Consider the following 24608-nt stretch of genomic DNA (forward strand, 5'->3'; position numbering starts at 1 on the left):
TATCCCTTTGACCCCGATTCGCATCTTTTTATCCGAATATCCCCATGCTCAGATAACGCTCTCCGGTATCCGGGGCAATACAGAGTACCCGTTTGCCTGCTCCCAAACGCCGAGCTTCCTGAATGGCCGTCCATATTGTAGCTCCGCTGGAGGGCCCGACAAGAATTCCCTCCTGTGCAGCAATCGCCCGTGTCATCGCAATCGCATCCTCATCGGAAACCTGTACGATTTCGTCATACACTTCCGTATTCAGCACGGTAGGAACAAAGCCCGGACTCGTTCCCACCAGCTTATGCGGACCGGGTTTTCCCCCAGACAGTACGGGCGAACCTTTGGGCTCGACCACAACAATCCGCAGATCCGGCAAATGCTGGCGCAGCACTTCACCTGTACCCGTAATGGTACCACCCGTTCCCGAAGAAGCGACGAACACATCCAACCGCCCCTCCGTCTGCTCCAAAATTTCAAGTGCCGTGGTTGTACGATGGATATCAGGATTTGCTTCATTTTCAAACTGATGCGGGATAAAACTCCCTTCAATTTCTGCCCCCAGTTCGAGAGCTTTACGAATCGCTCCTGGCATCCGTTCTTCCGCTGGTGTCAGTACGACCTCAGCCCCATAGGCTTTTAAAATATTGATCCGTTCCTTCGTCATATTCGAAGGCATGACCAAAATCGCACGGTAACCTCGAGCTGCCGCATTCATCGCAAGACCAATCCCCGTGTTGCCACTGGTTGGCTCAATAATGGTGCCTCCCGGCTTGAGATGTCCCGCCTTTTCCGCCTCGGCAATCAGATTGCCCGCCGCCCGATCTTTAACACTGCCGCTTGGATTAAAATACTCCAGCTTCACATACACTTCCGCATCCTGCGGTCCTGTGAGCCGTTGCAGCCGCACACAAGGCGTATCTCCGATTAAGTCCGTAATACTATGTACCACTTTAAGTGTCATTGTTATATCCTCCCCGGATCATTCCTTACAACGTCATTTCCTATCTTCATATCATACTATCATACTACCAAAATAACATAATTGGCTCCTTCCAACCTGTCGCTTTTGTAAATTACACAAACCTTATCAACTTAGTATGTAAAATTCTTGCAAAATGGGTCGCCAGATGTCGCCTGGAATGATATACTCGCATTACTATTTTTTCAGGAGGATACAAGAAACTTATGAGTACTCAAGAAAATATGACAGCTAACCGCTTCCCCCCCTCCTTGCTATGGTTAACCCTTGGTGCCTTCGCCATCGGCATGACCGAATTCGTCATTATGGGACTTCTGCCCAATGTAGCCCATGATCTTCATGTTACGATTCCGCAAGCCGGACAATTAATCACCAGTTACGCGCTTGGTGTGGCCATTGGCGCACCTGTGCTTACTGTATTAACCCATAAGGTTCCGCAAAAAAAGCTGTTGTGTCTGCTGATGTCTATATTCATTTTAGGCAATCTTTTTTCCGTCATTGCTCCTAACTACGAACTGCTGATTGCGGCCCGTATGGCTACTGCGTTATCGCACGGAACCTTCTTGGGAGCAGGTTCCCTGATCGCTGCCCGGCTGGTTCGTGCTGATAAGCGGGCAGGAGCCATCTCTATGGTGCTGACCGGATTGACCGTGGCGAATATTATTGGCGTGCCCTTTGGCACCTTTATCGGGCAGCAGCTCGGCTGGCGCGCTTCCTTTGGAGCCATTGTTGTGATCGGCTTGATTTCTCTCTTCGGTATTATTCGTTACATTCCGGTGATTCAGCAGGACAAACCTTCCAGTCTCAAGCAAGAAGTCAAAAGCCTGTTTAATCCAAAAGTGCTGCTGATGCTGCTCACAGGTGCAGTCGGCTGTGGTAGCCTGTTCACTGTCTTTACGTACATTACGCCTTTGCTTACGGACATTAGCGGCTTTGCCGAACACAGCATTACCTGGATTCTTGTCCTGTTCGGCCTAGGCGTCACAATTGGGAACATCGTTGGCGGCAAGCTCGCAGATTGGAAGCTGCTTCCCTCCTTGATTGCAAACTATGCTGTACTGGCCATTATTCTGGCCATTCTGACGTTTACACTTCAAAGCCAAGTACTGGCCGTTATCACTGTATTCATCTGGGGGATTGCTGCATTCGGCATCATGCCAGGTATTCAGGTTCGCATCATGAATCTGGCCTATGAGGCTCCTTTGCTAGCCTCTACCTCTAGCCATTCCGCATTGAATCTGGGTAACGCAGGTGGTGCTTTTATCGGGGGAGTCGTGATTAACCAAATGGGGCTGTCCGTCATTCCATGGGTTGCATCACTCATTACTGTCGGCGGTCTGCTGCTGATGCTGGTCAGCTACATGATGGATCGCAAGACGGCTCATACTGAAGCGATAGCAGAGATACAGTCATAAGAAAAGGGACTTTCGTTCATTAGAGCGAAAGTCCCTTTTTTAAGGTCTAAATCCACGCAACCTGTCTCGGCGTTCAGCTTAACCAACCATCGAAAAAATCCCTATATCCCTGCTTCATCACCTGACTTGAAAACTGTTCCATGGCGTATGCCTGGTTTTCTGTAGAAACCCGGCGAGGTGAAGCCGCAGCCATATTGACCAGTTCGAACCAGTTCTTCTCATTCCCCGAAAATGAATGTGTAGAGCTGATGTGCCCATAGCAAGGATGCTCCGGCTTGACGACGATTTTCCCCATGGCAAGCGCTTCGGTCAGCGGCATCGCGAACGTGTCGAATTTGGAGCAGCTCCAATACACCTTCGCCGTATTCATCAGTGCAAACACCTCGTCTTGCGTTAATGCAAATTGAAGTTTTACATTGTCCGGGATGTCGTACTTCTTCATGCTTTCCTTGTAGCGTTCACCGCCAAATACCATATAGACATCCTTATCAGGATTATGCCGTGCATACTCCAGTACCAGATCCGGACGCCGATTCTCTTCATCTCTACCAATCCACATCACCCGGTTCTCTACCACTTGTGAGGGATCAAAATGCTTTTCCACCAACCGCTCATTAAATCCGATCGGGATGACTGTCACATCGGTTACACCAAACTTCGAGGCCATCTCCTGCTTGAGAAAGGCAGTCTGTACGATAGCCTTGTCCACGATCTGATAAAAAGGCTTCATCATCTCATAGCCTGTCAGTGCCGGGTCTGGAAAACTATGTGGAAAGAGCACGCTGTTTTTAAAAAACATATTCAAATAGGTAAAGCCAGATACCGTATAAATAACGTGCTCAATCTGCTGCTCATGGAGTTGGTCCAGCACGACGTCATAATTGACCAGGTCACCCTTTTCGTGCTCATAGCCCGGAAGCCAGTCATGGCTGCTTACATGGCGCTCCGGTGATACAAATACAATATCCACCCCCAGTTCCAATCCGATCTGCTTCAGACGTTCTGCAAAAATACGAGGACCCTGCGCTTCAGCAAATTGTATTTTTCTCATGACCAAACCGACTTTTTTCATGGATTTATTTCCCTACCTTCTTTGGCTAACTATATAGAATCTAGGCCTTAAACCGACTACTTACATGGTTGGGCTTGTTCCCAATCCATCATCGTTGTACATTGGTTTAAACAAGCTAACGTTTCATCCAACTGGGACTCTAATTGCTCTTTTGACCATTTGTTGCTATTTCTATGCAGCTCCGTTTCAATCCTTTGCAAATCACTTGTGATTAGCAATAGCATCCAAAGCGAAAATACCACAGCAAACATACCATATTCCTGTATAAATGCCGTTCGATCTACCTGTATCCCCGACAGCTCCAGCTGTTCCAGATAGGTGTCTAGCATACGAATACGCAATTCAGACGTCATGTGTCGGGGGAATAACGGATGGGACATGTCGATCAGGTGATATACATCCCACAGCGGTGTGTTTAGATGAACATGCTCCCAATCCAATACCTTTAACTGCTCCCCACTCAGCGCATAGTTCCCCGGATGAAGATCACCATGAGACAGTACAAGCTGGTGTGAAAAAGATAGGTGCTCCAGTTGTGCATAAATACGCTGCATGTGTTGCTTGGAAAAACCGAGTGAGCTGCAAAGCTCTAATATATCTGGCTTGCGTATGTGCAGTTCAGAAACCATCTCCTGAATGAGCGGCTTCGGTCCCCGCAATGGCATTCCTGCAAAATAATCCAGTGGCAAAGCATGCCACCTTGCAACAAGTCCTACAGCTTCCAATAGGGTTTTGTCTGCGTGAACATGATGTAACGGACCAAGGTCCTCAAATACCATCCATTCTCCTCCGTCATCTGCGTCTGCATCAGACCAAGCTAGCAATTGGGGATAGATGGGTGGTAATGCGGGAAGCACATGCTCGTACACCCATCTCTCGTGCCCCTTCTGATCGTCATTGGTTAGTGGTTTAAATATATAACTTTCAGAGGAGGACACGTAAAAACGTTCCACATGCCGGCCATTCGTACCTGTATATAAAATTTCACGATCGCGCACCAGCGTATCATTCAAAGTACCGTCTACATTCACATATTGATGAAATAGATTCATAGCCACCCAACTCTTTTTATATAAAATGTAATAGCACGATCATATCATAGTCCTCGTTCCGAACGAAGCCCAGATCATCTTGGGGTAACTCACTGCACCCAAAAAGGGGCTTGCCCAGCAGATCACGCGACCTGTTGGCAGCCCCTTATCACATCCATACTCCTATCCTTACTCTATTCTATACCGATTAATATTGAGTATTGCCGGACTCGCTCGTATTGCTAGATTTAAAACCTTTGAACAATTGTTTTACATTATGATAACGAGTATTCGTAATTTTAGCTTTGCTGTTAGGACCGTCCGATCTGAGGATCGAATCCTTGACGTTGGAAATATCCGAGTTATCCAAAGTCATATTCACCCTAAACGTAGAGCCCCCAAGTTGGCGAACCAGCTTACCGATATCATCGGCTCTAAAGTTTTTAATGTTAATCGTGCCTTCGGCATTGATTTGGAATACTTTATCATATGCATGAAACGCTCCACCACCTGTAATGTTCACCGTGCCTGGTTCTTTAAGCGTCAATGCATCTTCACCGACATCCTCCCACGTTACGTTGGAAATGGTGCCATTGCCATATACATGCACACCATCCGCAGCAGGCGCAGCGATGATCACATTTTTCAGCGTTGCATTATTTTCTAGCTTAAAGATAGGCTTTTGAGCCTCTTTCTGGCTTCCATCTCCCAAGGTATCGGGGTCAGCCACTACGGTCTTGCCTTTACCATCGTATACTTCTCCAGCTTTAACAAGTATGGTCTTGTGAACGACCTCTGGAGCTGCATGGGCAGAGTAATTGCCGACAAATAACGCGATTAACATACCGGATAAAGCGATACTCATTCCCTTTTTCAATACTTTAGCTGTGTTTGTTTTCATTTCAATTCATCCCTCTCCTAGATCGTTTTTTATTCTTATCTCCAATTCTTCGTTGACTAGAGCGCAAGCGCGTAGACCGTATCACCACCTTCGTACAATGAACCCATTGACCGATACATGTCCGTAAAGTGATATTTAAATATTTGCATATGTATACTTGGTTTTTGGTTCAAAGTAGCTTCTTTTTTTATAAATTAAATCAATCACAAATTGTAAATAGAGCGATTACATTTACAATTTGCATAACTCTATTATATTCCTACTTCCAATAATTTCAATACGTTTTTCGGCAAAATATGTCCTTTTTTTCAATTAAGTACACAATATTGCCTCTTTTATACTTGTACAAGTTTGTTTTTCTTCCATTTACGCATTAAATAACATTTGAATACCTCATCTCGTTTACATGCTGTTTATCACTCCATTGGTAATCAGAGTCTCTTTTATCGTATACCTCATTGCTGATGTGCTCTATACTATTGAATGACACGGTTGATGAACGTATAATGTATTTAGTGCTTTGAAGCGTTACATCTCAACATTACTGGTGAGAAAAGAGTGGTTATGTGCAAAACAATAGTGAGATTCCATTAAAAGAACAAAATATTGTGCTCATCGGCTTTATGGGCGTGGGCAAAACAACGATCGGTTCCCATCTAGCGCGCAAGCTGTATCGCGATTTCGTGGATATTGATCAGGAGATTGAACAAGAGTACAACATGCCTACAACAGAAATTTTCAAAACTTACGGAGAGAAGCGTTTCCGTGAGATTGAAAAAGAGCATATTTTGAAGTTGTGCAGCAATACGCGTCTTAAAATCATTTCTGTTGGCGGTGGCGCGTTTCTACAGGAAGAGGTGAAGCAGGCTTGTTTGGCTTCCTCCATTGTGTTCTTCTTGGATTTAAATTGGGATTCCTGGAAAGATCGACTCAAAATGCTGATTGACACCCGCCCTAATTTGCAAAACAAGACGTTAGGGGAAATTGAAGATCTTTTCCGTTCCAGACAGGACATTTACGCGGTGAATCACTCCAAGATCGATACCGATCAGTTGGATGCGGAAGAAGTCGCAGACTATATTATTCAAACGCTGAATCTGGGTTGGGAATTGTATGAACCTACTCGGGGATTGAATTAAGCATTACAAAAAGGAGGACCCAGCATGCTTATCGCATGGGGTCCTCCTTTTGTGTTCACTATGAATTCCTTGCTCGCTAGTGGGTAGTATTTGCATCTTTTAAGAGTGGCTATGCAGCACCTGCAATATTTCTCTCAGTTCAGTGACAGGAATCTGTCCCGGCGCGGAAGCTTTCTTGGCAGCACCAAAAGTCAAAGCTGAACCAAAGAGTTCTCCGGTCAGACGGCTCACGACACCTTTTCCCGCCATCGACATTGTGATAATTGGCCGATCCGCATACTCCTCTGCCATGGTGCGTGTGGCGTCCAACAAGGTCAATACGTCGGCTGTATTGGTTGGCATCACCGCTATTTTAGGTAGATCGCCGCCCAATTCCTGCGCCTTACGCAACCGGGACACAATTTCCTCCTTCGGCGGTGTCTTTTGAAAATCGTGGTTAGAAATAATCACATACACGTTATGCTTATGTGCCGCTTCTACCAGCATCTTCACATCAGCTTCCTCATTAAAAAGCTCTACATCAATCATATCTACTTGTCCCGTTTCGACTATTGTACGATTCAATTCTACATAGCTTGCCGCACTGATTTCTTTTTCTCCACCTTCTCGGGCGCTACGGAACGTAAATACGAGTGGAATATTGGCTAAAATAGACCGAATCTCATGTAAGGCGGCCTTTACCTTTGCCAAATCCTCCACATGCTCGAAAAAATCGACTCTCCACTCTACGATATCCAGGTCGAGTGTACGTAAATAGGCAGCCTCTTCCTTCAACTGCTCCAACGTTTTTCCCACCATGGGGACACATATTTTAGGCGCTCCTTCACCGATCCGTACATCTTTTACCTTTACGATTTTTTCCATATATATCTCACTCCCCAATTACAGTTTCAAGTCGAACATTCACAATAATTCATAGTATAACGCATTCTGAATAAGCATGCAGATGATTAGGTTCAGTCGCTAGTTATTTCGTATCCAGTACAATTTGAGGAGACAATTCTCGTTTGGTAGGAAAAACGGCACTGTAGCGAAAATTAACAAACACCGCCAGTGCGATTCCAAGTGCATTCACGATAATAGCCAGCATAAACACACTGGAAATCTGAGAATGCTTCAAAAGAAAGCCTGTAAACACGGGAATGAGTGTATATGACAGCGAAGTTGCGGTATAAATAAACCCGGTAATCTGTCCTTTTCGTTGACTAAAAAATTCACTCATTACGGTTAACGTCAGCTGAAGTACACCCGATATTGAAAACCCGATGACACTCGCACAGATAATGGCGGCAGCCCCAGATTTGAAAAGAAGAAGCGCTCCAAAAGCCAACAAGGAAATGCAAGGATAAATAAGGATGATATGAACAGGTTTAACCCATTTTCTCAATACAATGACCAATACAAATACGGAAACCAGCGAACCCATATTGTAATAAACTAATAGCCTCAGAGACTCTGATTCCGTTATGCCGATAAACTGTTGCCCAAAAGTAGGCAGCCATAACTGCACAATATACAGCAAGGTAGGTCCTGTAAATCCAAGCAAGATAAGACACACACCTTCCTGCCAAAACCGCGGTTTACTCGGATCATTTGCCTTTAAATTCCCCGTCTGCTTGGCGCTAGATACAGAAGTACCGCCACTTTGCCCCTTGGCGGGCTGTACGCGCATGTCTGGAAACTTCATTCTGAACAAGTAGATCGCATTCAATGCAAATATCAGTGCTGGTATAAAGAAAGAGAACCCGTAAAAAATATCGTGATTCATAAAAAAGATAATCATTAGCGGTAAAAATGCCGCCCCAATGGATATAAAACCTCTCACCAACACTGTAGCCGAACCAGAGGATTGGGGAAAAGCCTCGATCAGAGCTGGATAAGTACCTGAATCAAGAAAAGAATTCGCTACACCTGCCAGCACAGCCAGTACCATCGCCATCTCAAAGGTGGGACTCAGCGGTATACCGGCCAAGAATACGGCCATCAGCAGCCCTGCGGCCACAATAAACGGTTTGCGACCATAGCGGTCGGAGAGCACTCCGGATATGTACAGCGTAAACAGTCTGCCAAACCCCATCGCGGAAACCAAGAGACTGATGCCTGCCTGATCTGTATGCAAATGCTCTGTTAAAAAGGACATGTGTGACGCCAGCATAATATTAAACATGCCGAACAAAAGATAGTTCACATAAAGACCTGTCGCCACTGGAATAGAAGAACGTTTCATCATGAATTCACCTGCTTTTGTAAGTAAGTCTTGTAGTATCAAAACGTGAATCATTTCACATTGCTTGTGTCGATGATGAAGTATAGAACACAATTTAAAATTTATCAAGTTTAAAAATTGCGAGACTCCGGCTTAGACACGCTGATGCGTTTTCAGATAAAACTCCTTGCCATAACTTAGGGAAAAGTTCCGAAACTCTACTACTGCCGGGGATAAGTATCTATTTTTAATGCTGGCTAGGTAGATAAAACGCTCGTATTCTGGATTTACAATAGGCAATGTTTTGACGTTAAAATAATCTAACGATGAAATGCGGGGCATAACTCCGATTCCATAATTGATAGACACCAGTCCTGCCATTGCCGTATCTTCTTCAATCTCGCAAATAATCTGTGGCGTAACGCCTGCCTTGGCGAACAAATTTTCAATAATGGGCCGAATCCCACTCTTTTTGTTGAAGAAGATCACCGGGTAATCCGCTGTATCCTTAAGATCAATTTGGTCCAGAGAAGCCAGCGGATGATCAGGGGAAACAATGACCACCAGTTCCTGCTGAGCCAGCGGAATAAACTCCACTTCTGGTTCATTTTCCACGTGAGAGCAGAACGCCACGTCATAGTGTTCCTGCTTCAGACCTTGAATAATATCGTTCGTATTCCCTTGGTGAAACGAAAAGGAAATGTCTTTACGGGCATCTTGAGCTGAAAAAGCTTGGATTATTGCTGGAATGAAGTGTGAGCCTAACGTGTAAATGAACGCCAAATCTATATTCCCATGGCTTGGACTCACTAATTCCCGTAAGTTATGCTCCCCCTTTTCCAATTCATCCATCGCGTGCTCCACATATTTCAGAAAAAATCGCCCGTATTTGTTTAGTCGAATATTTCTCCCCTGCTTTTCAAACAGATGAACGCCCAAATCCTTTTCTAATTCTGAAATCGCATGACTTAAACTGGGTTGAGTGATACATAGCCGCGCAGCTGCCTGGGTAAAATGCTCCATCTCTGCAAGTACACGAAAATATTGTAAGTGCTTCAGATTCATAAGAATGTACGCTCCCTCTTTAATTCATATTTTAAATTATAGATTTAAACTATGAAAAACGATAAAAATATGCATTGGATTTATAATAACACCCCTTATATAATTAAAACATAGACATTATGTGAATATTTTCACTTGTTTGTGGGCGTACTTTAATAGACCTGGACGATGCCTATCTAGGCCATTGATCTAAAATTTAAGTTGGGAGTTACACTTATGAAAAATCCTTATATCAGAATGGCAACAGGGCTTTATATCAACTATTTTCTTCTGGGTATGATTAATGTTATTCTCTCGTCGAATATGAGCTTTCTGACCGTGCAATTGAACACGGATAAAGCAGCCATCGGCTATCTGGTGTCAGCGATTGGAATCGGTAAACTGCTCGCTCTCGGAGTAGCCGGAAAAATGTCAGATAAATACGGAAGGAAACCACTCATTGTTATTGCATCATTTGCTTATTTAATCTTCCTAATCGGTATTCCGCTTGCACCTAACTACACGTTGGCATTCGTGTTTGCCATTATCGCAGGGCTCTGCAACTCAATGATGGATGCGGGGACTTATCCCGCACTCATTGAAGGGTTCGGAAAAAAAGCCGGGTCTGCAACCGTCCTGGTCAAAGCATCCATCTCGATCGGTGCCATTGTTATTCCGTTCATGATTGCATTTTTTATTAATCACGATATGTTCTATGGATATTCCTTCTTTATTCCAGCAGGAATTTATCTGCTGAACGGGATCTTCTTGTCGATGACCGCTTTCCCCAACCACAAAGCAGAGGAACAAAAGGCTCCAGCCGAGGCTGGTCAATCAACGGATTTGTTCCACAGCGAGCCTAAGTTTTGGCAAGAAGGCTTGTCTCTGATTATTATCGGTTTTACTTCAACTGTATTGTTCATGATCGTTCAGCTATGGCTTCCTACCTTTGGACAAGATGCTCTTGGCATGGACAAAGCCAGCGCCATTAAGCTGCTTAGCTACTATAGTATAGGTTCACTAGTTTCCGTTATTTTGTTGGCTGTGGTACTTGGTAGATTCATTAAGCCTATTACCGTCATGATTGTGTATCCGCTTATTGCCCTGCTTTCTTTGCTGGCTTTAATTGTATGGCACAATCCTGTCGCTACCTTGATAAGTTCATTCTTAATCGGCTTGTCTACTGCGGGTATCTTCCAAATTGCCCTTACGGTCATGACAGAATTTTTCCGCAAGAACAAAGGAACTACGACTTCTCTCGTAAACATAGCAGCCAGCCTATCGTTCATCCTGATGCCTTTGGCTACCGGGAGCATGTCCAAAAGTCTGGGAATTACCTCGGTATTCATTCTAGATATTGCGATTGCCGTAGTCAGTATTTTGCTGGCCGTGTTTGTTGCTTATCGATATAAAAAAGTGTTTCATTAAACTACACAGATAACTTGGAGGCTTATTATGAAAAACGCTGGACGTATTGACGGAAGAACACAATTAATCGGACTGCTAGCTACACCGATCGGACACTCTTTGTCCCCGGCTATGCATAATCTTGCGTTTGAGAAACTGGGGCTAAACAACGCATATATGGCCTTTGAAGTAGGCAATGAACAACTTGAAGAAGTAGTACGGGGGATGCGCGCTCTAAACATACGCGGCTACAATGTGTCCATGCCCAACAAAACAGCCATCTTACAGTACCTTGACGAGCTGGACGACAGCGCTAAATTTACAGGTGCCGTCAACACTGTCGTGAATACGGATGGTAAGCTGAAAGGCTACAGTACAGATGGATCTGGTTATGTTCGCAACTTGCAGGAACACGGCATTGATCTGAAAGGTAAGAAAATGACACTCGTCGGCTCAGGCGGTGCTGCAACGCCGATTGCTATTGAAGCCGCTCGAGCTGGTCTTGCTGAAATTTCAATTTTCGCTCGTAATGACCAGTTCTTTGCCCGGGCGGAAGAGAATGTTCGTATTATTAATGAAGAGATGAAACATGCTCAAGTCAAGGCGAACATCTATGCATTAGAGGATCAGGAGAAGCTGCGTGAAGAGATTCTTACAAGTCATATTTTCGCTAATGGTACAGGTGTGGGTATGAAACCGCTGGAAGGCAAAAGTGTCATTGAGGATGTGTCCATGCTTCGTTCCGATCTGATTGTGACCGATGTAGTATACAGCCCAGCTAAATCCAAGCTGATGGAACAAGCTGAGTCCGTAGGTGCTACCGCTATTAACGGTCTGGGCATGATGCTGTGGCAGGGCGCACTTGCCTTTGAATTATGGACAGGGCAAGAAATGCCTGTCGCTTATATTAAAGAACAGCTTTTTGCTGATCAACTGTAAGATTTAGAGCTGCTAACAAGCACATCAAGCCATGAGTTCCTTCTATTATATATGCATATATGTGCTTTAAAGACGATGCTCGGCGAATGAAACTTCTGCCGGGCATCGTCTTTTTTATGGGTACACACCATTCTTCCTTCTCTTTTCATTAATCCTTATATGGGTCAAACTCATTGGCCCCAGCCATGCATACCCCGATTGGCTTCAGCACATGCATAACTTCAACAGTCTCGGAATGAGCGTCCAGCACCTCACGCAGTTTGCGGTAGACAAACGGGCTTTCGTCTGTACCTGCTCCGCGCAGCTCGACACCGTAGTTTCGAACAGCCTCCTTCATCTGTAGGTCCGTAATCTGACCACCGCTACGCGTACGGGTTTTCCAATTCATTTTACCGGCCGCCTGAGTACGACTCATAATACGACCTGCGCCATGGACTGTACTATAGTAGGAATCCCGATTTTCTACCGAATCTTTCCCACGCACAATCACCGAGATATCCCCCATGCTTCCTCCAATAAAGCCCATTTGACCAGGGGCCGAGGGGGTTGCGCCTTTGCGGACCACAATGGTGTCGCGTCCATCATGCAGTTCTTTCCACGCGTAATTATGGTGATTATGCACCGTAAAGTCCGCTTCGGTCCCCATAATACCAAGCACTTGTTCTATCACATGGTCACGTCCTGCATAAGCATAACGTCCGGCAAGACGCATTGCACGATAGTACATATCCCCCAGCTCACTGTTCATATCCAGTAGTACAGGCGGCTGATCCATATGTTCTCCCGGCGCCTTTCCGAGAAACTCCCGTCCTGCGGCCAAATTTAGAAACCCGCTTGCTGTTTTGTGCCCAAAGCCCCGGCTGCCGAAATGATTGGCAATCCAGACCTGTCCTGTCGCTTCCTCTACAAATACATCAACAAAATGATTGCCACTCCCTACTGTACCCAGCTGTTCTCTCGCCAAGGACTTCAGTTTGTCATGCTCTTGCTTCCCAATCGCTGCATATACCGCCCAATCCGGGTCATCAAACAGCTCATGGTCCACTTGAATCTCATTCACACGACCTACGCCAAATGAAATCTGACGTGCAATCTCATCCATCACGGTTGAAATACGCGGCATAATGTCTGCGGCAGACAGCTTGGTTCTTACTGCCTTATTTCCGCAGCCGATATCATACCCTACACCTGAAGGTGAAATTTGTCCGTCATACACCATCACACCGCCAATGGGCTGACTGTAGCCTTTATGATGATCTGCCATCAGTAGCGCCTGAATCACATTACCATTTTCGGCACATGTGCGGGCTTGAGATAATGCCCCCGGATCAGGTGCTCCCCATACGCGTACTCCATTGATTTCTTGATAAGCCATCGTTTTATCCCTCCATATTTTGCAAGAAAATTTCTATATGTAAAAGTGAGCATTCTATTTTTAAACTTTGGATCTCTTAATAGCATTATGTACGGTTTACCCGCTTCCGAACAGGGCGTAAGTATTACAAGCACAACATCAGACGTCTCTATAAGAAAGTCCCTAAGAAAATGAAAAAGGATATCCATGCAGCCAAAAAGACTGTAGGATATCCTTTTATGATCATTTAGAAACCATTAATCAATTTTACTGATATTTTTTGATGATTCCGAATTGATCCACAATAAAAGGTTTGGCATCATTTTTGTTTTGATCAATTTCGTACGTTACGGCTGTAAGTTTATTTTCGTCGACAGTGATGCCAACAAAATTCTGCACCTGTCCTCGTACAGGTCTACGATTGTCACTCGGATCTGGGCCATATACTGCCGCATGATTCTCTTCAGCTAATTCAAAGAGGTTATAGTACTTATCTCCAAGCTTTTCACTCGGGTTCTTGTAGTAAACTTTAGGGCCAGCAGTTGCTGGGATGACATAGATACTTCCATCCGGATTCACACTATATTCAATCGTCTTTTCATTTAATCTATCTTTTAATTTGGTTGGCGTTGTTGCTTTACCCTCTTGGTTGATTGGTTTCGTCCGAGCATAAATATGATCATGCCCCTGCACGACAAAGTCGATATCAAGTTTGTCCATGAGTGGAGCGATTTGGTTACGAACTCCATTATTATCCATGATGTCAGCATCTGTTGCATGGTTAGAGGTAGTGTAGGGACCTTTGTGAATATTAACAATGATCCACTTTGCACCTGCCTTTTTGGCTGCCGCAGCATCTTTCTTTAACCATTCAACTTGATCCTCAGAAAAATTGGCATATTTCTCTGAGTCCTCATTGGAGTTCAGCACGATAAAGTGAGCATTGCTGTAATCAAAGGAGTAGTACGCTCCTGTTTTAGTAGCAGAACCAGCTGGTTGATTAATATTAAAGTGATCATAAAAAGCGTAGTTCTCATCCTCGTGATTACCTGCTGAGGGAACAATGGTTGTATTCAAAAGACTTTTTTGTGAATGTCCCAACAACCAGTTCCACTGCTCTTCTTTGGTACCGGTATCTACGATATCTCCGTTGTGAACTACAAACTGAGCATTAGTTACGGTTTGAAGTGCTTTTTCGAGCGTCTGTGAAGACAATATGGCTTCATCTTCGCTTTTCGCTTGTGTATCAGCTAAATCAATGAAGGTAAATTCACCGTTCTTAGGAGCCGTTTGAAACGTACCTGTTTCGCTCCATATCCCGCGCGCTGCATCACCCACACGATAATAATAAGCTGTGTCCGCTTGAAGACCTGTAGCTACAGCTTTATGGACAAGCTCTTCTGGAGAATTGGTCGATGGAGAGGAAGTGCCTTCAAATGTAAGAGCATTCGTAAAATCAGCTTCAGAAGCCGTTTTCTTGGTTACTTGAACAGTGCTCTTCGTGAAAAGCTTTGAAGTATACCAGGTAAATCCTTTGGAGGCTTTGGTGTCTCCATAAAATGTAGCTGTAACTTTACTAATACCTTGATCTGTGTTCACTGGTGACTCAGCATGAACAGGTAAGGCTGACAGGCCCGTAATCAAACCTAGCGCAAGAGCAACAGACATAGATGTTGCTGACCACTTTTGAAACTTCTTAAACATGTGTACACTCCTCTGTGCAGTTAATATGTAAAAGTTATAAATATGATCATAACAATCAATTGTTAATACGTTATTTGCTGAGATGTAGTGCTTTGTAAAAATGAGGTTAGGTATATAAACCAAAAAAGGCCTACCGCATGTTTGCAAAATTTGCGAAACCGGTAGGCCTTATTCATGTTCTAGGTACTCTTGACACATAAAACTAGACTGCCCCATATAAGAAGCAGTCGCGGAGTCTTGGAAAGCTAGTAAGGGTTTTGTTAAATCACTAGCCAACTAATGTGCAGAAGTATTTTTCAAATCGGCTTCATAACGAAGACCAAATTGTTGTCTTGCCTTCTCCATCACTTCAGCGACTGTCAGCGAACACTCCAAAGAGTTAATGGAACTGTTGCGTTCCCCACTCTTGATCAGATCAATAAATTCCTGAATTTCATAATACATGGGCTCACGCGTCTGAGCCTTGGTCAAATCCTCAATCGTGCCGTCCCGATAATGAATTTTCACCTCATAGGGCTGGCTGATTTTGTCGATCACCATCGTTCCATACTCACCCTGAATTTCGGCAGGCAAATAGGAATCTGTAATTTTGGAATGCATGACGATAGCATCCATATCCGGGTACTTCATCACGATACTGCCCTCGCCGTCGACACCAGAGGATAACAGTACACCCACCGCCCGGATCTCATCCGGTTTGCCGAACAATGCTACCATTGGATACAAACAATACACTCCCAGATCCATCAAGGAACCATTCGAAAAAGCCGGATTAAAGGCATTCAGCACCTTGCCCTGCTTAAAAGCATCAAAGCGTGAAGAGTATTGACAGTAGCTTGCAAAATAACGCCGAACCCGGCCTATTTTATACATATGATCCTTTATAATTTTAAAGTTGGGCATAAGCGTGGATTTAACGGCCTCCATCAACAGAACATCATTGTTGCGCGCGGCTTCGATCATGCTCTGCACCTCTGCTGCATTAGAAGCAAAAGGCTTCTCACACAGCACATGCTTTCCATGGTTCATACATAAGATCGCTTGCTCCGCATGTAAAGAATTGGGACTGGCAATATATACGGCATCCACCTGATCACTTGCAGCCATTTGTGCCAAATCTGTAAAAACCTCCGGCTGGCTGTTATATTTGGCAGCAAAGGCTTGGCCTTTCTCATCTGTTCGTGAGTACACCGCGGTCAGGGAAAATTCGTCTGTCTCTATCGCAGCTTGAATAAATCTTTCCGTTATCCAATTCGTTCCAACGATACCAAAACGCATCACAGTATCCCATCCTTTCCCGTGAGTCATTACAATTAATATATGTTCCTATTCTCGCATTCCTGCCAAGACTTGTCCACTATACCGCTTGTCATCTCCCATGCTTCCACATATTAAAAAGGACTGCGGTCTATCAGCTTAATTTATACTGATTGTACCACAGTCCTTGTATGCTTTTTGAGGTTATATCTCTACTTTTTGGAGATCACCTTGCCCACTTCTACCAAAATGGCATCCATGGAAGCAGGGTCGTGTACATCGTACTCATCAATGTTGAGACGCAGTACAGGACAGGCATCAAAATCGTTGATCCAATCGGAATATCTGCGATGCATTTGCTCCCAGTAGGATCGCTCGGTCTGAATCTCCATTTCGCGGCCGCGTTCTTCGATCCGACTCAGTATGGAGGGCAGGCTGCCTTCCAGATAGATCAGCACATCAGGGTGTGGAAAGAACGGGGTCATGACCATCGCCTCAAATAGGCTAGTATATGTTTCATAATCGGTAGGGTTCATTGTTCCCTGATCGGCATGCATTTTCGCAAAAATGCCTGTGTCCTCATAAATGGAACGATCCTGCACAAAACCTCCACCAGACAAGAAAATGTTCTTTTGCTCCTTGAAGCGTTCCGCGAGAAAATAGATCTGCAGATGAAAGCTCCATCTTTCGAAATCGTGATAAAACTTCTCCAGATACGGATTATGATCGACTTGCTCTAACGAGGTTTTAAAACCAAGACGACTGGCCAAAGCGCCCGTTAACGTAGACTTACCTACACCCACCGTACCCGCTACCGTAATCAGGGCATTTGCAGGAATGTTGTAATTATTCACTATATAAGCTCCTTTACATCGGAAACAATTTGTTCAAATTGTGCCTGGTTTTCTACAAAATCAATTTCATTCCCGTTTACGGTCAATATACGAGGGGCAGGTGACTGTTCGGCGAGAAACTGAATACCATTATCATAATCCGTAATCAATTGCTCCAGATAGGCAGGGTCCATCTCCTGTTCAAAGGAGCGTCCGCGCTTACGAATTCTGCCCAGCAAGGTATCCAAATCTGCTCTAATATAAACGATAATGTCAGGCTTGGGCATGTCATCTGTGAGCAAATGATAGATTTGGCGATATTTTTCGAGCTTCACACCCTTAAGCGTACGTTCAGCAAAAATCAGATTTTTATAGATATGGTAATCTGAAATTACAGGCTGGGCTTTCTCGATGTATTGCAGACCAGTATCCTCTAGCTGCTTATACCGATTGCAGAGAAAGAACATTTCCAACTGAAAGCTCCACTCATCTATATTTTGATAGAATTTATCGAGAAACGGGTTTTCCTCGACAATCTCTTTGATCATCGGCAAATGTAGCTCGGTTGAAAGCATCGAAGCCAACGTCGTTTTACCTGCTCCGATCGGCCCTTCAACGGCTATAAATGGGGCTTGTTTCATGCGGTTCTGCTCCTCCTTGTACTCCAGGTCCATCCTATGGACAACTATCCTATTGTATCACAAGGAACTACACTAGAGGCATAGCAAATCTATGGATAAAACAAAAAAACAGAGCAACTATGTTTGGCTTCATAGCGTCCCTGTTCTGCTTTAATTTTTTTGCCTGCCTCTCATTTAAACCAACCTTTTTCATTAAAACGTGTAATCGCCTCAATCCGGTTGCTGACACCCAGCTTATCGAGAATGACTGAAATATAATTACGCACCGTCCCTGTTGTTAAATACAGTTCACCAGCAATCTCTTTGGTGTTCTTTCCGTCAGCAATAAGCGCCAACACGGTCTTTTCACGCTCCGTTAGCGGGTTGACCTCGGCATAAGCATCATCAACCAGTTCTGGAGCGTAAATACGTCGGCCTGCCATAATACTGCGAATGGAGGAAGCCAGTTCTTCACTGGGACTGTCCTTGAGTAAATAACCGTGTGTGCCCGCCTTGATCGCTCGTTCAAAATACCCAGGGCGAGCAAACGTTGTTAAAATAAGCACCTTGCAATTCAAGCCTCTGAGTTCCTCTGCCGCATCCAATCCGCTTTTTATCGGCATTTCGATGTCCATAATGCATATGTCTGGCTGATGTTGCTTCACCAGCTCTATAGCTTCTTCCCCGTTGCTTGCTTTTCCGACTACTTTCATGTCTTCTTCCAAGTCCAACAGGGAGGCTAGAGCACCCAGCAACATACGCTGGTCTTCTGCGATAACGATTCGAATCATGGCCCCACCTCCTCATTCGGCTTTTCAGTGATGTTGGGCACCTTAATGACCAGGGTCGTTCCCTGATCGGAACGCAGTTCCATACATCCGTTCACGAATTCGAGCCTTTCCTTCATGCCTTGCAGACCATGTCCCCGAAAGACTGCATTTTCTCCCATAATACCAACTCCATTATCCTGAATCCGCAGGGTCAATTCCTTACGAGACGGCTCAATGGTGATGGAGCAAGCGGTAGCTCCACTGTGCTTCACTACATTGGTTACGGCTTCCTTCATACACATGCTCAGCACATTTTCATTCATTAATGACGTATGCTCCAGCTTCGGGTCGCCCTCCAAGGTCAGTTCGATGTGAGCAGCCTTTAAAATTTGCCGAATACGTAGCAGTTCATCCTCTAGTCTCATGCCGCGCATTTGAGTAACCATTTCCCGTACTTCTTTTAACGCACTTCTTGCCGTGAGACGAACATCGTTAATTTCGACATGAGCCCGTTCCGGGTACTGGTCCAGTAGCTTGCCTGCCAAATCACTCTTCAGCCCAATGAGTGACAGCTTCTGACCCAAGGTATCGTGCAGGTCACGCGCGATTCTTTGCCGTTCCTCCAGCTTGATCAATTCCGATATTTTCTTATTGGCATCCTCTAATTGGACCTGAAGCCGATCACTCTTGTTGCGATTAAAATTTGTAATCGGAAGGAGGATCACACCGATCAGATTGAGCAAGATAAAAGGAATCTGCTTAATAAAAACAGGATTCTGAGAAACAAACCCATAATTGATTAATCCAATCGTAATAACCATTAAAATAATATACAGGGTCGTAAATGCAGCCTTACTTTTAATATTACCGATCAGATAAGCGATAAATATGGAAAAATACATATAGCTAAATAGCAGCGTCATCGTAATCGATATAGCAATCTGCACACTGGTCCAAAAATATATGAGCCAGCCCTGGGAGACAAAAGCCAGTACATAACAAGCAAAAAACACCAAAATAATCGCGGTACCCAGAATAATATGACTTGTAGATGAAGAGCTAAAATAGTAAAAGGGCAGGATATAAAAGACGACCCACACATAAGGGCTAAGTCCCGTATTTCTTTGGAAAATCTGATACCACTTTTGCATCCTGCCACCCTTTTCTACTTTAGATATCCCTATCTTAACATAGCAATTTCCGTACAACGTCTATTTTCTATCCGTGCCTACAACAGGTGTAGGGATGGGTTTTGAAGCGCCAACACGTTTGCTAAGCAGCGGCTTTACTTGTTTAAAGGTCAGAAAGGTTTTGGTACTTTCATCCCACAGTCGGAATTTCAAAGATTGCAGACTGCTACTCACTGTGATCGTGGTCGCCTTTTGCAGCAACGGTGTGGCTTCATGCGCTTTCTCCAAATTGTAATTTGGCACTTTCGGGCTCAGGTGATGAACATGATGAAAACCAATATTGCCCGTAATCCATTGCAATACTTTAGGGAGCTTGTAGTAAGAACTGCCTTCTACGGCCGCATTAATATAACTCCACTCTTCATCATGCTCAAAATACGAATCCTCAAACTGATGTTGCACATAGAACAGCCAGATTCCCAACATACCAGAGACAAAAAAGATAGGCGTCTGTACCAGAAGGAATGCCTGCCAGCCAATAGCCCAGCACAACAGTGCATACAATGCAACGATGGATATATTCGTCACATAAGTGTTTATTTTTTCCTTACGTTTGGCTGTCTTGACATTAAACCGATAGGAAATCAAAAAAGTATAGATCGGACCTAGCCCGAACATAACCCAAGGATTTCGATATATACGATAGGCCAGCCGTATCCATGTGGAAGCCGCTGTGTACTCTTCTACCGTGAGCACCCACATATCACCTGTGCCTCTTTTATCCAGGTTACTGCTGGTTGCATGGTGGATCGCGTGACTATTTTTCCATTGGTGATAAGGGCAGAGCGTAATAATCCCTGTAATCGTTCCCACAATATCGTTCAGCTTGCGACTTTTGAAAAAAGATTGATGACCACAATCATGAAAAATAATAAACGTCCGTACCACAAACCCTGCCGCAATCATGGTAATTGGAAGCGTAAGCCAGTAAGAAACCGCCAGGCTAAGATAAGCGGCATACCACAATAGGATCAGCGGTCCCAAGGTATTGATAAGTTGCAGAACGCTGGATTTCGTGTTTATTTTCTCGTAGGGAGCCATATTTTTTTTCAATTGAGCTAACGGGAGTTGTGTCATACCCATTATGATCCTCCTTTAAAATGCAGCCCATACCTTGATCCTGTCAGGCGTACATGTTGATCTAAGCTCAGTATAAGGAGACCGCTGGATCTGCTGTAGTCATAAACGTCAGTTCGGGCATATGACATTTGTCATATAGACAACTAACCAAACCTGTTTGCCAAATGTTCGCGGGTTTCCTTTCTGCTGTTTTTTTGTTAAAATGTAAGATATATAACGCTGTATGTGACTGGCGAAGTCAGTGGAATCAACCACGAGGGAGCATACAAACAAAGCGTACCGTTCGCCTGGGAGAAGTATTTGCAGAGGATTCGTCTGTCTTGACGACCTTGTGCAAATACTTTTTTTCGTTTTTTAAGACCATGACACCCTGTTGATTCTATTATGCGATAAATTCAGAGGAGGCTCGGACTATGGCTATTATTATGAAATCCAAAGAAGCAGCTGAGCAAGTGTATGCAACGATCCGTTCCCAAGTAGAGCAAATGAAACAGCAAGGACACCGTCCCCATCTGGCAACCCTGTTGGTAGAAGGTGATCCGGCATCTGCATACTATGCACGGACCAAGCAAAAAATAGCAGAGAAGCTGGGCATCTCATTTCATCTCCATACTTTTAATCGTCATGTAAGCGAAGCCGAGCTTCTGCACCTGATCAGCACCCTAAATGATGCATCCCATGTACATGGCATTATGCTGGAACTCCCGCTTCCTCAACATCTTTCCGCCTCCGTTATTAAACAATCCATCGCCCCCTACAAGGATATTGATGGAATTACACCTGATAACAAGCTGGCTACCGTTACGGGTGACGCAGGGCTGTACCCCGCTACACCTCAAGCCTGTATTGAACTGTTGAAGCATTACGGCCACTCCTTGGCAGGCAAAAATGTCACTCTCGTGGGCATCGGGCAGACAGTAGGACTTCCCCTTTTCCACATGCTGCAAAGAGAAAATGCCACCGTCACCGCCTGTCATGCAGGTACGCGTGATATTGCAGAGCATCTGAACCATGCAGATATTGCCTTCGTCGCAGTTGGATGCCCTGATGTGATTACGCAGGATATGGTGCATCCAGGTCTAATTCTGGTGGATGCAGGAATTAATGAGACGCTGGAGGGAAAAATTGTGGGTGATGCTGCTCCGGACGTTGTAGAAAAGGTACATGCTATTTCTCCCGTTCCCGGCGGCGTAGGTACCTTAACGACCGCCATTTTGTACAAAAACTTGCTCAAAGCGATACGTCTGCAACAATACTCCAGAGAGGTGGTTTATTCATGACTGAACTGTCGTGGAATCAGTCCATCGCACATTTTCTGAAAGAAGCTGCAAGTGCAGCGCCTACCCCCGGCGGAGGAAGTGTATCCGCGCTGGCAGCGGCACTAGGCGCAGCTATGACCTCCATGACCGCCAACCTTTCACAAGGAGAAAAATACGCGCAGTTCCGTGAACAATTCGCGCAAGTCATTAGCAGCATGGAGAGATTGTCTACACATTGTGAGGAACTGATGGCCGCAGACATCCAATCCTTTGAACAGTACATGACCGCGTTGCGTTTGCCCAAAGAAACAGACGAAGAAAAGCGCTATCGTACCCATTCCTTACAAACAGCGGTGATTGCTGCCATTGAGGTCCCTATGCGCCTGCTCGAAGTATGCCGGGACGGACTATCACAAGCCTACAACATTGTTGAAATATCCAATAAAAATGTGATTTCTGATCTGGGCATCGGCGCGATTTTGTTTGAAGCAGCCGCTCAATCGGCCTTGCTTACCATTGATATTAACCTTGCCTCGCTCAAGGACTTGGATGTCAAACAATCCTACGAAGCCAAAACAGCCGTACTCCTCCGTGAAATCGGACAAATTAAAGAGCAAACCTTATTGACTGTGCGCAGTCGAATTGCTAATTAATCAGCTCATAACTGTGCACAAGCTGTAATAACCAAAATATTTTGCCTATTTGCTAATTACAAATAACCTCCAAACCCATCTTTAATCGTTGGGTTTGGAGGTTTTTTTATTACGATTCATTATTTATGGAAAACTTTTCTATCCTTTCTTCGTCTATGGATAAGGGATATTCTTTAAGAACATTTTTTTCTCTTATACACATTGATCAAGAAATGAGGAGAATCTTATGAAAAGACGTGCTCTATTACTGAGTATAATCACGTTATTGCTGCTCAGTCCCAGTGTGTGGGCGGCCGGAGATGATTTCACATCCCATATTCGCTCCTATGATTCCGGAAGTCTGATTCAATCCGATGGAAGCTTGTGGCTGTGGGGCTATAATCAATCCGTACCGACTCGTATAGAGGGCAAGCCGAACGTTGTAAAAACATTCTCTAATATTATCAACGAAGGCGATCTGGTATTTACCTTGCAAGACCACTCTGCTTGGTATGTGCCTAGAAACAATATTTCTGAATCCGTGAAATTTGTTCCTCTGGAAGGACTACAGAACCTCGCAACTGTAAGTAGTTTGGGTGATCATATGCTCGCTCTTAGCAACGAAGGGAATGTATTTTCAGCTGATCAACTCGGAGATAAAAATATCTTTAGTCGTTTTCAACCCCTGTCTGGCATCGGCGAGGTTGCCCATATAGATAGTTACTATGAGGAAAGACCGGATTATGAGGAACGCTGGATATTCCTAAGAAAAGACGGAAGTGTATGGAAAAACACAAAAGCATTGCAGGGCTTCGAACCTATTTCATCATTAAAGGATATTACGGCAATTGCTAAAAACATAGCTTTAAAAAAAGATGGTACCGTGTGGACGTGGCCCAAAGAATTTGATAAAAATGTAGCTCCGTCCGAAACTCTATCCGTATCACAAATTCATGCCTTATCAGGCATCAAGACAATCAAGGCCAATAGGTATTCCAATCTCGCCATTGATCAGCAAGGTCGGCTATGGTTCTGGGGGGCTACCGTTACAGGTGCCTTAGACAATACAACCTACCACAATGCTAATACTCCTATACTGCTAACAGGAGTAAAGGATGTTAAAGACGCCTTTTTCGTTGAACGCTCCATCCTTGCTCTAACCACATCTGGTAATGTATATGTTGCATCTCTAGATGGCGAAAAGTTATCCTCCAATGCCTCCTTTACATTACTTGCCAAAAATATTCAAAGCATCAAAGCAGGACCACGGCACATCATCATGCAAAAAACAAACGGCGACCTGTGGGGGTGGGGCGTTAACAAGCACGCACAACTCGGTATCGGCGACTATGAGTTTCTTTATAGTTCACCGGTTGCTGTACAAAAGCCGATTCTCGTCCGTCTCAACAATACACCTGTCCCCCTAAGTAACGGTGTGATTACCCGCAACGGCCAGGCATTTATTCCCCTCCGCTCCGTATTTGACAAACTAGGGGCAGAGGTCACATATGATTACAATAGCAAAATAGCGAAAATGAATCAGTCCAAGGCAGGTGACCATCCCGTCTCTCTAGAAATAAATTTTAAAACCAGCCAAACAAAAGTGAACAGTAAATCTGTAGAACTCACTAATCCGCCCTTCATGGTGAACGGTATTGGTTATCTTCCACTAAGGCTCATCAGCGAGACACTGGGAGCCAAGGTAGATTGGATACAAAAAGAAGATACTATCGTAATTACGACGAAATAAAAGAATTGATTAGTGAATACGCTGCAATTCAAAAT

Annotated in this window: 22 protein-coding genes and 1 riboswitch; of the genes, 7 read left to right on the forward strand and 15 right to left on the reverse strand. The window is 44.5% G+C overall.

The features are described 5' to 3' along the window. Window positions 1-28 precede the first annotated feature (28 nt). The gene (gene cysK, locus OIU26_RS09955; protein ID WP_264216704.1) at window positions 29-952 is read right to left on the reverse strand and encodes a cysteine synthase A; all 924 of its coding nucleotides are present in this window, start codon (window positions 950-952) and stop codon (window positions 29-31) included. Window positions 953-1176: 224 nt separating this feature from the next. Here cysK and OIU26_RS09960 point away from each other — a divergent pair, with 224 nt between their 5' ends. After that, a complete protein-coding gene (locus OIU26_RS09960) occupies window positions 1177-2385 on the forward strand; it encodes an MFS transporter (protein ID WP_264216705.1) in 1209 nt (402 codons plus the stop codon). 73 nt (window positions 2386-2458) lie between these two features. Here the strand turns inward: OIU26_RS09960 and OIU26_RS09965 are convergent, their stop codons facing one another. The 3 genes from OIU26_RS09965 to OIU26_RS09975 form a co-directional block, all read right to left on the reverse strand. After that, entirely contained in the window at window positions 2459-3457 is a 999-nt protein-coding gene (locus tag OIU26_RS09965) for a glycosyltransferase (RefSeq protein ID WP_013369569.1), read from the reverse strand. A 56-nt stretch (window positions 3458-3513) separates the two neighbouring features. After that, window positions 3514-4509, reverse strand: coding sequence for an aminoglycoside phosphotransferase family protein (locus OIU26_RS09970; protein ID WP_264216706.1), 996 nt, complete (start codon window positions 4507-4509; stop codon window positions 3514-3516). Between the two features lie 187 nt (window positions 4510-4696). After that, entirely contained in the window at window positions 4697-5389 is a 693-nt protein-coding gene (locus OIU26_RS09975; RefSeq protein WP_126666048.1) for a pectate lyase, read from the reverse strand. Between the two features lie 566 nt (window positions 5390-5955). On the opposite strand from OIU26_RS09975, the gene OIU26_RS09980 reads away from it, so the two are divergent. Beyond that, window positions 5956-6528, forward strand: coding sequence for a shikimate kinase (locus tag OIU26_RS09980; protein WP_029517614.1), 573 nt, complete (start codon window positions 5956-5958; stop codon window positions 6526-6528). A 99-nt stretch (window positions 6529-6627) separates the two neighbouring features. On the opposite strand, the gene aroD is transcribed toward OIU26_RS09980, so the two are convergent. The 3 genes from aroD to OIU26_RS09995 all read right to left on the reverse strand — a co-directional run bounded on the left by aroD (window position 6628) and on the right by OIU26_RS09995 (window position 9799). Beyond that, the gene (aroD, locus tag OIU26_RS09985; protein WP_264216707.1) at window positions 6628-7392 is read right to left on the reverse strand and encodes a type I 3-dehydroquinate dehydratase; all 765 of its coding nucleotides are present in this window, start codon (window positions 7390-7392) and stop codon (window positions 6628-6630) included. A 103-nt stretch (window positions 7393-7495) separates the two neighbouring features. Then, window positions 7496-8758, reverse strand: a complete 1263-nt coding sequence (locus OIU26_RS09990) for an MFS transporter (RefSeq protein WP_264216708.1) — start codon at window positions 8756-8758, stop codon at window positions 7496-7498. A 129-nt stretch (window positions 8759-8887) separates the two neighbouring features. Continuing rightward, window positions 8888-9799 carry a LysR family transcriptional regulator gene (locus OIU26_RS09995; protein ID WP_264216709.1) on the reverse strand — a complete coding sequence of 304 codons (912 nt, stop codon included), beginning with the start codon at window positions 9797-9799 and terminating at the stop codon, window positions 8888-8890. A gap of 216 nt (window positions 9800-10015) precedes the next feature. Between OIU26_RS09995 and OIU26_RS10000 the strand changes: the two genes are divergently transcribed. Together OIU26_RS10000 and OIU26_RS10005 are read left to right on the forward strand one after the other, a co-directional pair. Further along, window positions 10016-11206: an MFS transporter gene (locus OIU26_RS10000; RefSeq protein WP_264216710.1), complete on the forward strand. Its 1191-nt coding sequence runs from the start codon at window positions 10016-10018 to the stop codon at window positions 11204-11206. A gap of 27 nt (window positions 11207-11233) precedes the next feature. Then, complete coding sequence (locus tag OIU26_RS10005; protein WP_013369561.1) at window positions 11234-12124, forward strand: shikimate dehydrogenase; 891 nt, start codon at window positions 11234-11236, stop codon at window positions 12122-12124. A 148-nt stretch (window positions 12125-12272) separates the two neighbouring features. Here OIU26_RS10005 and OIU26_RS10010 read toward each other — a convergent pair whose 3' ends face one another. The 8 genes from OIU26_RS10010 to OIU26_RS10045 form a co-directional block, all read right to left on the reverse strand. Next, entirely contained in the window at window positions 12273-13499 is a 1227-nt protein-coding gene (locus tag OIU26_RS10010) for an RtcB family protein (protein ID WP_264216711.1), read from the reverse strand. Window positions 13500-13745: 246 nt separating this feature from the next. Continuing rightward, window positions 13746-15182, reverse strand: coding sequence for a purple acid phosphatase family protein (locus OIU26_RS10015; protein WP_264216712.1), 1437 nt, complete (start codon window positions 15180-15182; stop codon window positions 13746-13748). A 276-nt stretch (window positions 15183-15458) separates the two neighbouring features. After that, window positions 15459-16460, reverse strand: a complete 1002-nt coding sequence (locus OIU26_RS10020; RefSeq protein WP_436449111.1) for a Gfo/Idh/MocA family protein — start codon at window positions 16458-16460, stop codon at window positions 15459-15461. Window positions 16461-16651: 191 nt separating this feature from the next. Continuing rightward, window positions 16652-17293 carry a deoxynucleoside kinase gene (locus tag OIU26_RS10025; RefSeq protein ID WP_264216714.1) on the reverse strand — a complete coding sequence of 214 codons (642 nt, stop codon included), beginning with the start codon at window positions 17291-17293 and terminating at the stop codon, window positions 16652-16654. Continuing rightward, window positions 17293-17913: a deoxynucleoside kinase gene (locus OIU26_RS10030; RefSeq protein WP_264216715.1), complete on the reverse strand. Its 621-nt coding sequence runs from the start codon at window positions 17911-17913 to the stop codon at window positions 17293-17295. The genes OIU26_RS10025 and OIU26_RS10030 overlap by 1 nt, the downstream gene beginning before the upstream one ends. 170 nt (window positions 17914-18083) lie before the next feature. Next, a complete protein-coding gene (locus OIU26_RS10035) occupies window positions 18084-18683 on the reverse strand; it encodes a response regulator transcription factor (protein WP_090736755.1) in 600 nt (199 codons plus the stop codon). Continuing rightward, window positions 18680-19813: a sensor histidine kinase gene (locus OIU26_RS10040; RefSeq protein WP_040102072.1), complete on the reverse strand. Its 1134-nt coding sequence runs from the start codon at window positions 19811-19813 to the stop codon at window positions 18680-18682. The genes OIU26_RS10035 and OIU26_RS10040 overlap by 4 nt, the downstream gene beginning before the upstream one ends. A gap of 60 nt (window positions 19814-19873) precedes the next feature. Beyond that, a complete protein-coding gene (locus tag OIU26_RS10045; protein WP_436449061.1) occupies window positions 19874-20935 on the reverse strand; it encodes a fatty acid desaturase in 1062 nt (353 codons plus the stop codon). Window positions 20936-21147: 212 nt separating this feature from the next. Beyond that, window positions 21148-21232: riboswitch (ZMP/ZTP riboswitch) on the forward strand. A gap of 113 nt (window positions 21233-21345) precedes the next feature. Here OIU26_RS10045 and OIU26_RS10050 point away from each other — a divergent pair. The 3 genes from OIU26_RS10050 (at window position 21346) to OIU26_RS10060 (ending at window position 24573) form a co-directional block, all read left to right on the forward strand. Next, window positions 21346-22212 carry a bifunctional 5,10-methylenetetrahydrofolate dehydrogenase/5,10-methenyltetrahydrofolate cyclohydrolase gene (locus tag OIU26_RS10050; RefSeq protein ID WP_264216716.1) on the forward strand — a complete coding sequence of 289 codons (867 nt, stop codon included), beginning with the start codon at window positions 21346-21348 and terminating at the stop codon, window positions 22210-22212. After that, complete coding sequence (locus tag OIU26_RS10055; protein ID WP_264216717.1) at window positions 22209-22844, forward strand: cyclodeaminase/cyclohydrolase family protein; 636 nt, start codon at window positions 22209-22211, stop codon at window positions 22842-22844. The genes OIU26_RS10050 and OIU26_RS10055 overlap by 4 nt, the downstream gene beginning before the upstream one ends. Before the next feature lie 226 nt (window positions 22845-23070). Then, window positions 23071-24573: a stalk domain-containing protein gene (locus OIU26_RS10060; protein WP_264216718.1), complete on the forward strand. Its 1503-nt coding sequence runs from the start codon at window positions 23071-23073 to the stop codon at window positions 24571-24573. Window positions 24574-24608: the final 35 nt, after the last annotated feature.

The sequence above is a fragment of the Paenibacillus sp. BT-177 genome, from assembly GCF_025846815.2.
GTDB classification, from domain to species: Bacteria; Bacillota; Bacilli; order Paenibacillales; family Paenibacillaceae; genus Paenibacillus; species Paenibacillus polymyxa_C.

What these genes read in the sequence shown, in the direction of transcription:
- cysK (WP_264216704.1), bottom strand. Translation starts at nt 952, where the DNA reads ATGACACTTAAAGTGGTACATAGTATTACGGACTTAATCGGAGATACG.
- OIU26_RS09960 (WP_264216705.1), top strand. Translation starts at nt 1,177, where the DNA reads ATGAGTACTCAAGAAAATATGACAGCTAACCGCTTCCCCCCCTCCTTG.
- OIU26_RS09965 (WP_013369569.1), bottom strand. Translation starts at nt 3,457, where the DNA reads ATGAAAAAAGTCGGTTTGGTCATGAGAAAAATACAATTTGCTGAAGCG.
- OIU26_RS09970 (WP_264216706.1), bottom strand. Translation starts at nt 4,509, where the DNA reads ATGAATCTATTTCATCAATATGTGAATGTAGACGGTACTTTGAATGAT.
- OIU26_RS09975 (WP_126666048.1), bottom strand. Translation starts at nt 5,389, where the DNA reads ATGAAAACAAACACAGCTAAAGTATTGAAAAAGGGAATGAGTATCGCT.
- aroD (WP_264216707.1), bottom strand. Translation starts at nt 7,392, where the DNA reads ATGGAAAAAATCGTAAAGGTAAAAGATGTACGGATCGGTGAAGGAGCG.
- OIU26_RS09990 (WP_264216708.1), bottom strand. Translation starts at nt 8,758, where the DNA reads ATGATGAAACGTTCTTCTATTCCAGTGGCGACAGGTCTTTATGTGAAC.
- OIU26_RS09995 (WP_264216709.1), bottom strand. Translation starts at nt 9,799, where the DNA reads ATGAATCTGAAGCACTTACAATATTTTCGTGTACTTGCAGAGATGGAG.
- OIU26_RS10000 (WP_264216710.1), top strand. Translation starts at nt 10,016, where the DNA reads ATGAAAAATCCTTATATCAGAATGGCAACAGGGCTTTATATCAACTAT.
- OIU26_RS10005 (WP_013369561.1), top strand. Translation starts at nt 11,234, where the DNA reads ATGAAAAACGCTGGACGTATTGACGGAAGAACACAATTAATCGGACTG.
- OIU26_RS10010 (WP_264216711.1), bottom strand. Translation starts at nt 13,499, where the DNA reads ATGGCTTATCAAGAAATCAATGGAGTACGCGTATGGGGAGCACCTGAT.
- OIU26_RS10015 (WP_264216712.1), bottom strand. Translation starts at nt 15,182, where the DNA reads ATGTTTAAGAAGTTTCAAAAGTGGTCAGCAACATCTATGTCTGTTGCT.
- OIU26_RS10020 (WP_436449111.1), bottom strand. Translation starts at nt 16,460, where the DNA reads ATGCGTTTTGGTATCGTTGGAACGAATTGGATAACGGAAAGATTTATT.
- OIU26_RS10030 (WP_264216715.1), bottom strand. Translation starts at nt 17,913, where the DNA reads ATGAAACAAGCCCCATTTATAGCCGTTGAAGGGCCGATCGGAGCAGGT.
- OIU26_RS10035 (WP_090736755.1), bottom strand. Translation starts at nt 18,683, where the DNA reads ATGATTCGAATCGTTATCGCAGAAGACCAGCGTATGTTGCTGGGTGCT.
- OIU26_RS10040 (WP_040102072.1), bottom strand. Translation starts at nt 19,813, where the DNA reads ATGCAAAAGTGGTATCAGATTTTCCAAAGAAATACGGGACTTAGCCCT.
- OIU26_RS10045 (WP_436449061.1), bottom strand. Translation starts at nt 20,935, where the DNA reads ATGGGTATGACACAACTCCCGTTAGCTCAATTGAAAAAAAATATGGCT.
- OIU26_RS10050 (WP_264216716.1), top strand. Translation starts at nt 21,346, where the DNA reads ATGGCTATTATTATGAAATCCAAAGAAGCAGCTGAGCAAGTGTATGCA.
- OIU26_RS10055 (WP_264216717.1), top strand. Translation starts at nt 22,209, where the DNA reads ATGACTGAACTGTCGTGGAATCAGTCCATCGCACATTTTCTGAAAGAA.
- OIU26_RS10060 (WP_264216718.1), top strand. Translation starts at nt 23,071, where the DNA reads ATGAAAAGACGTGCTCTATTACTGAGTATAATCACGTTATTGCTGCTC.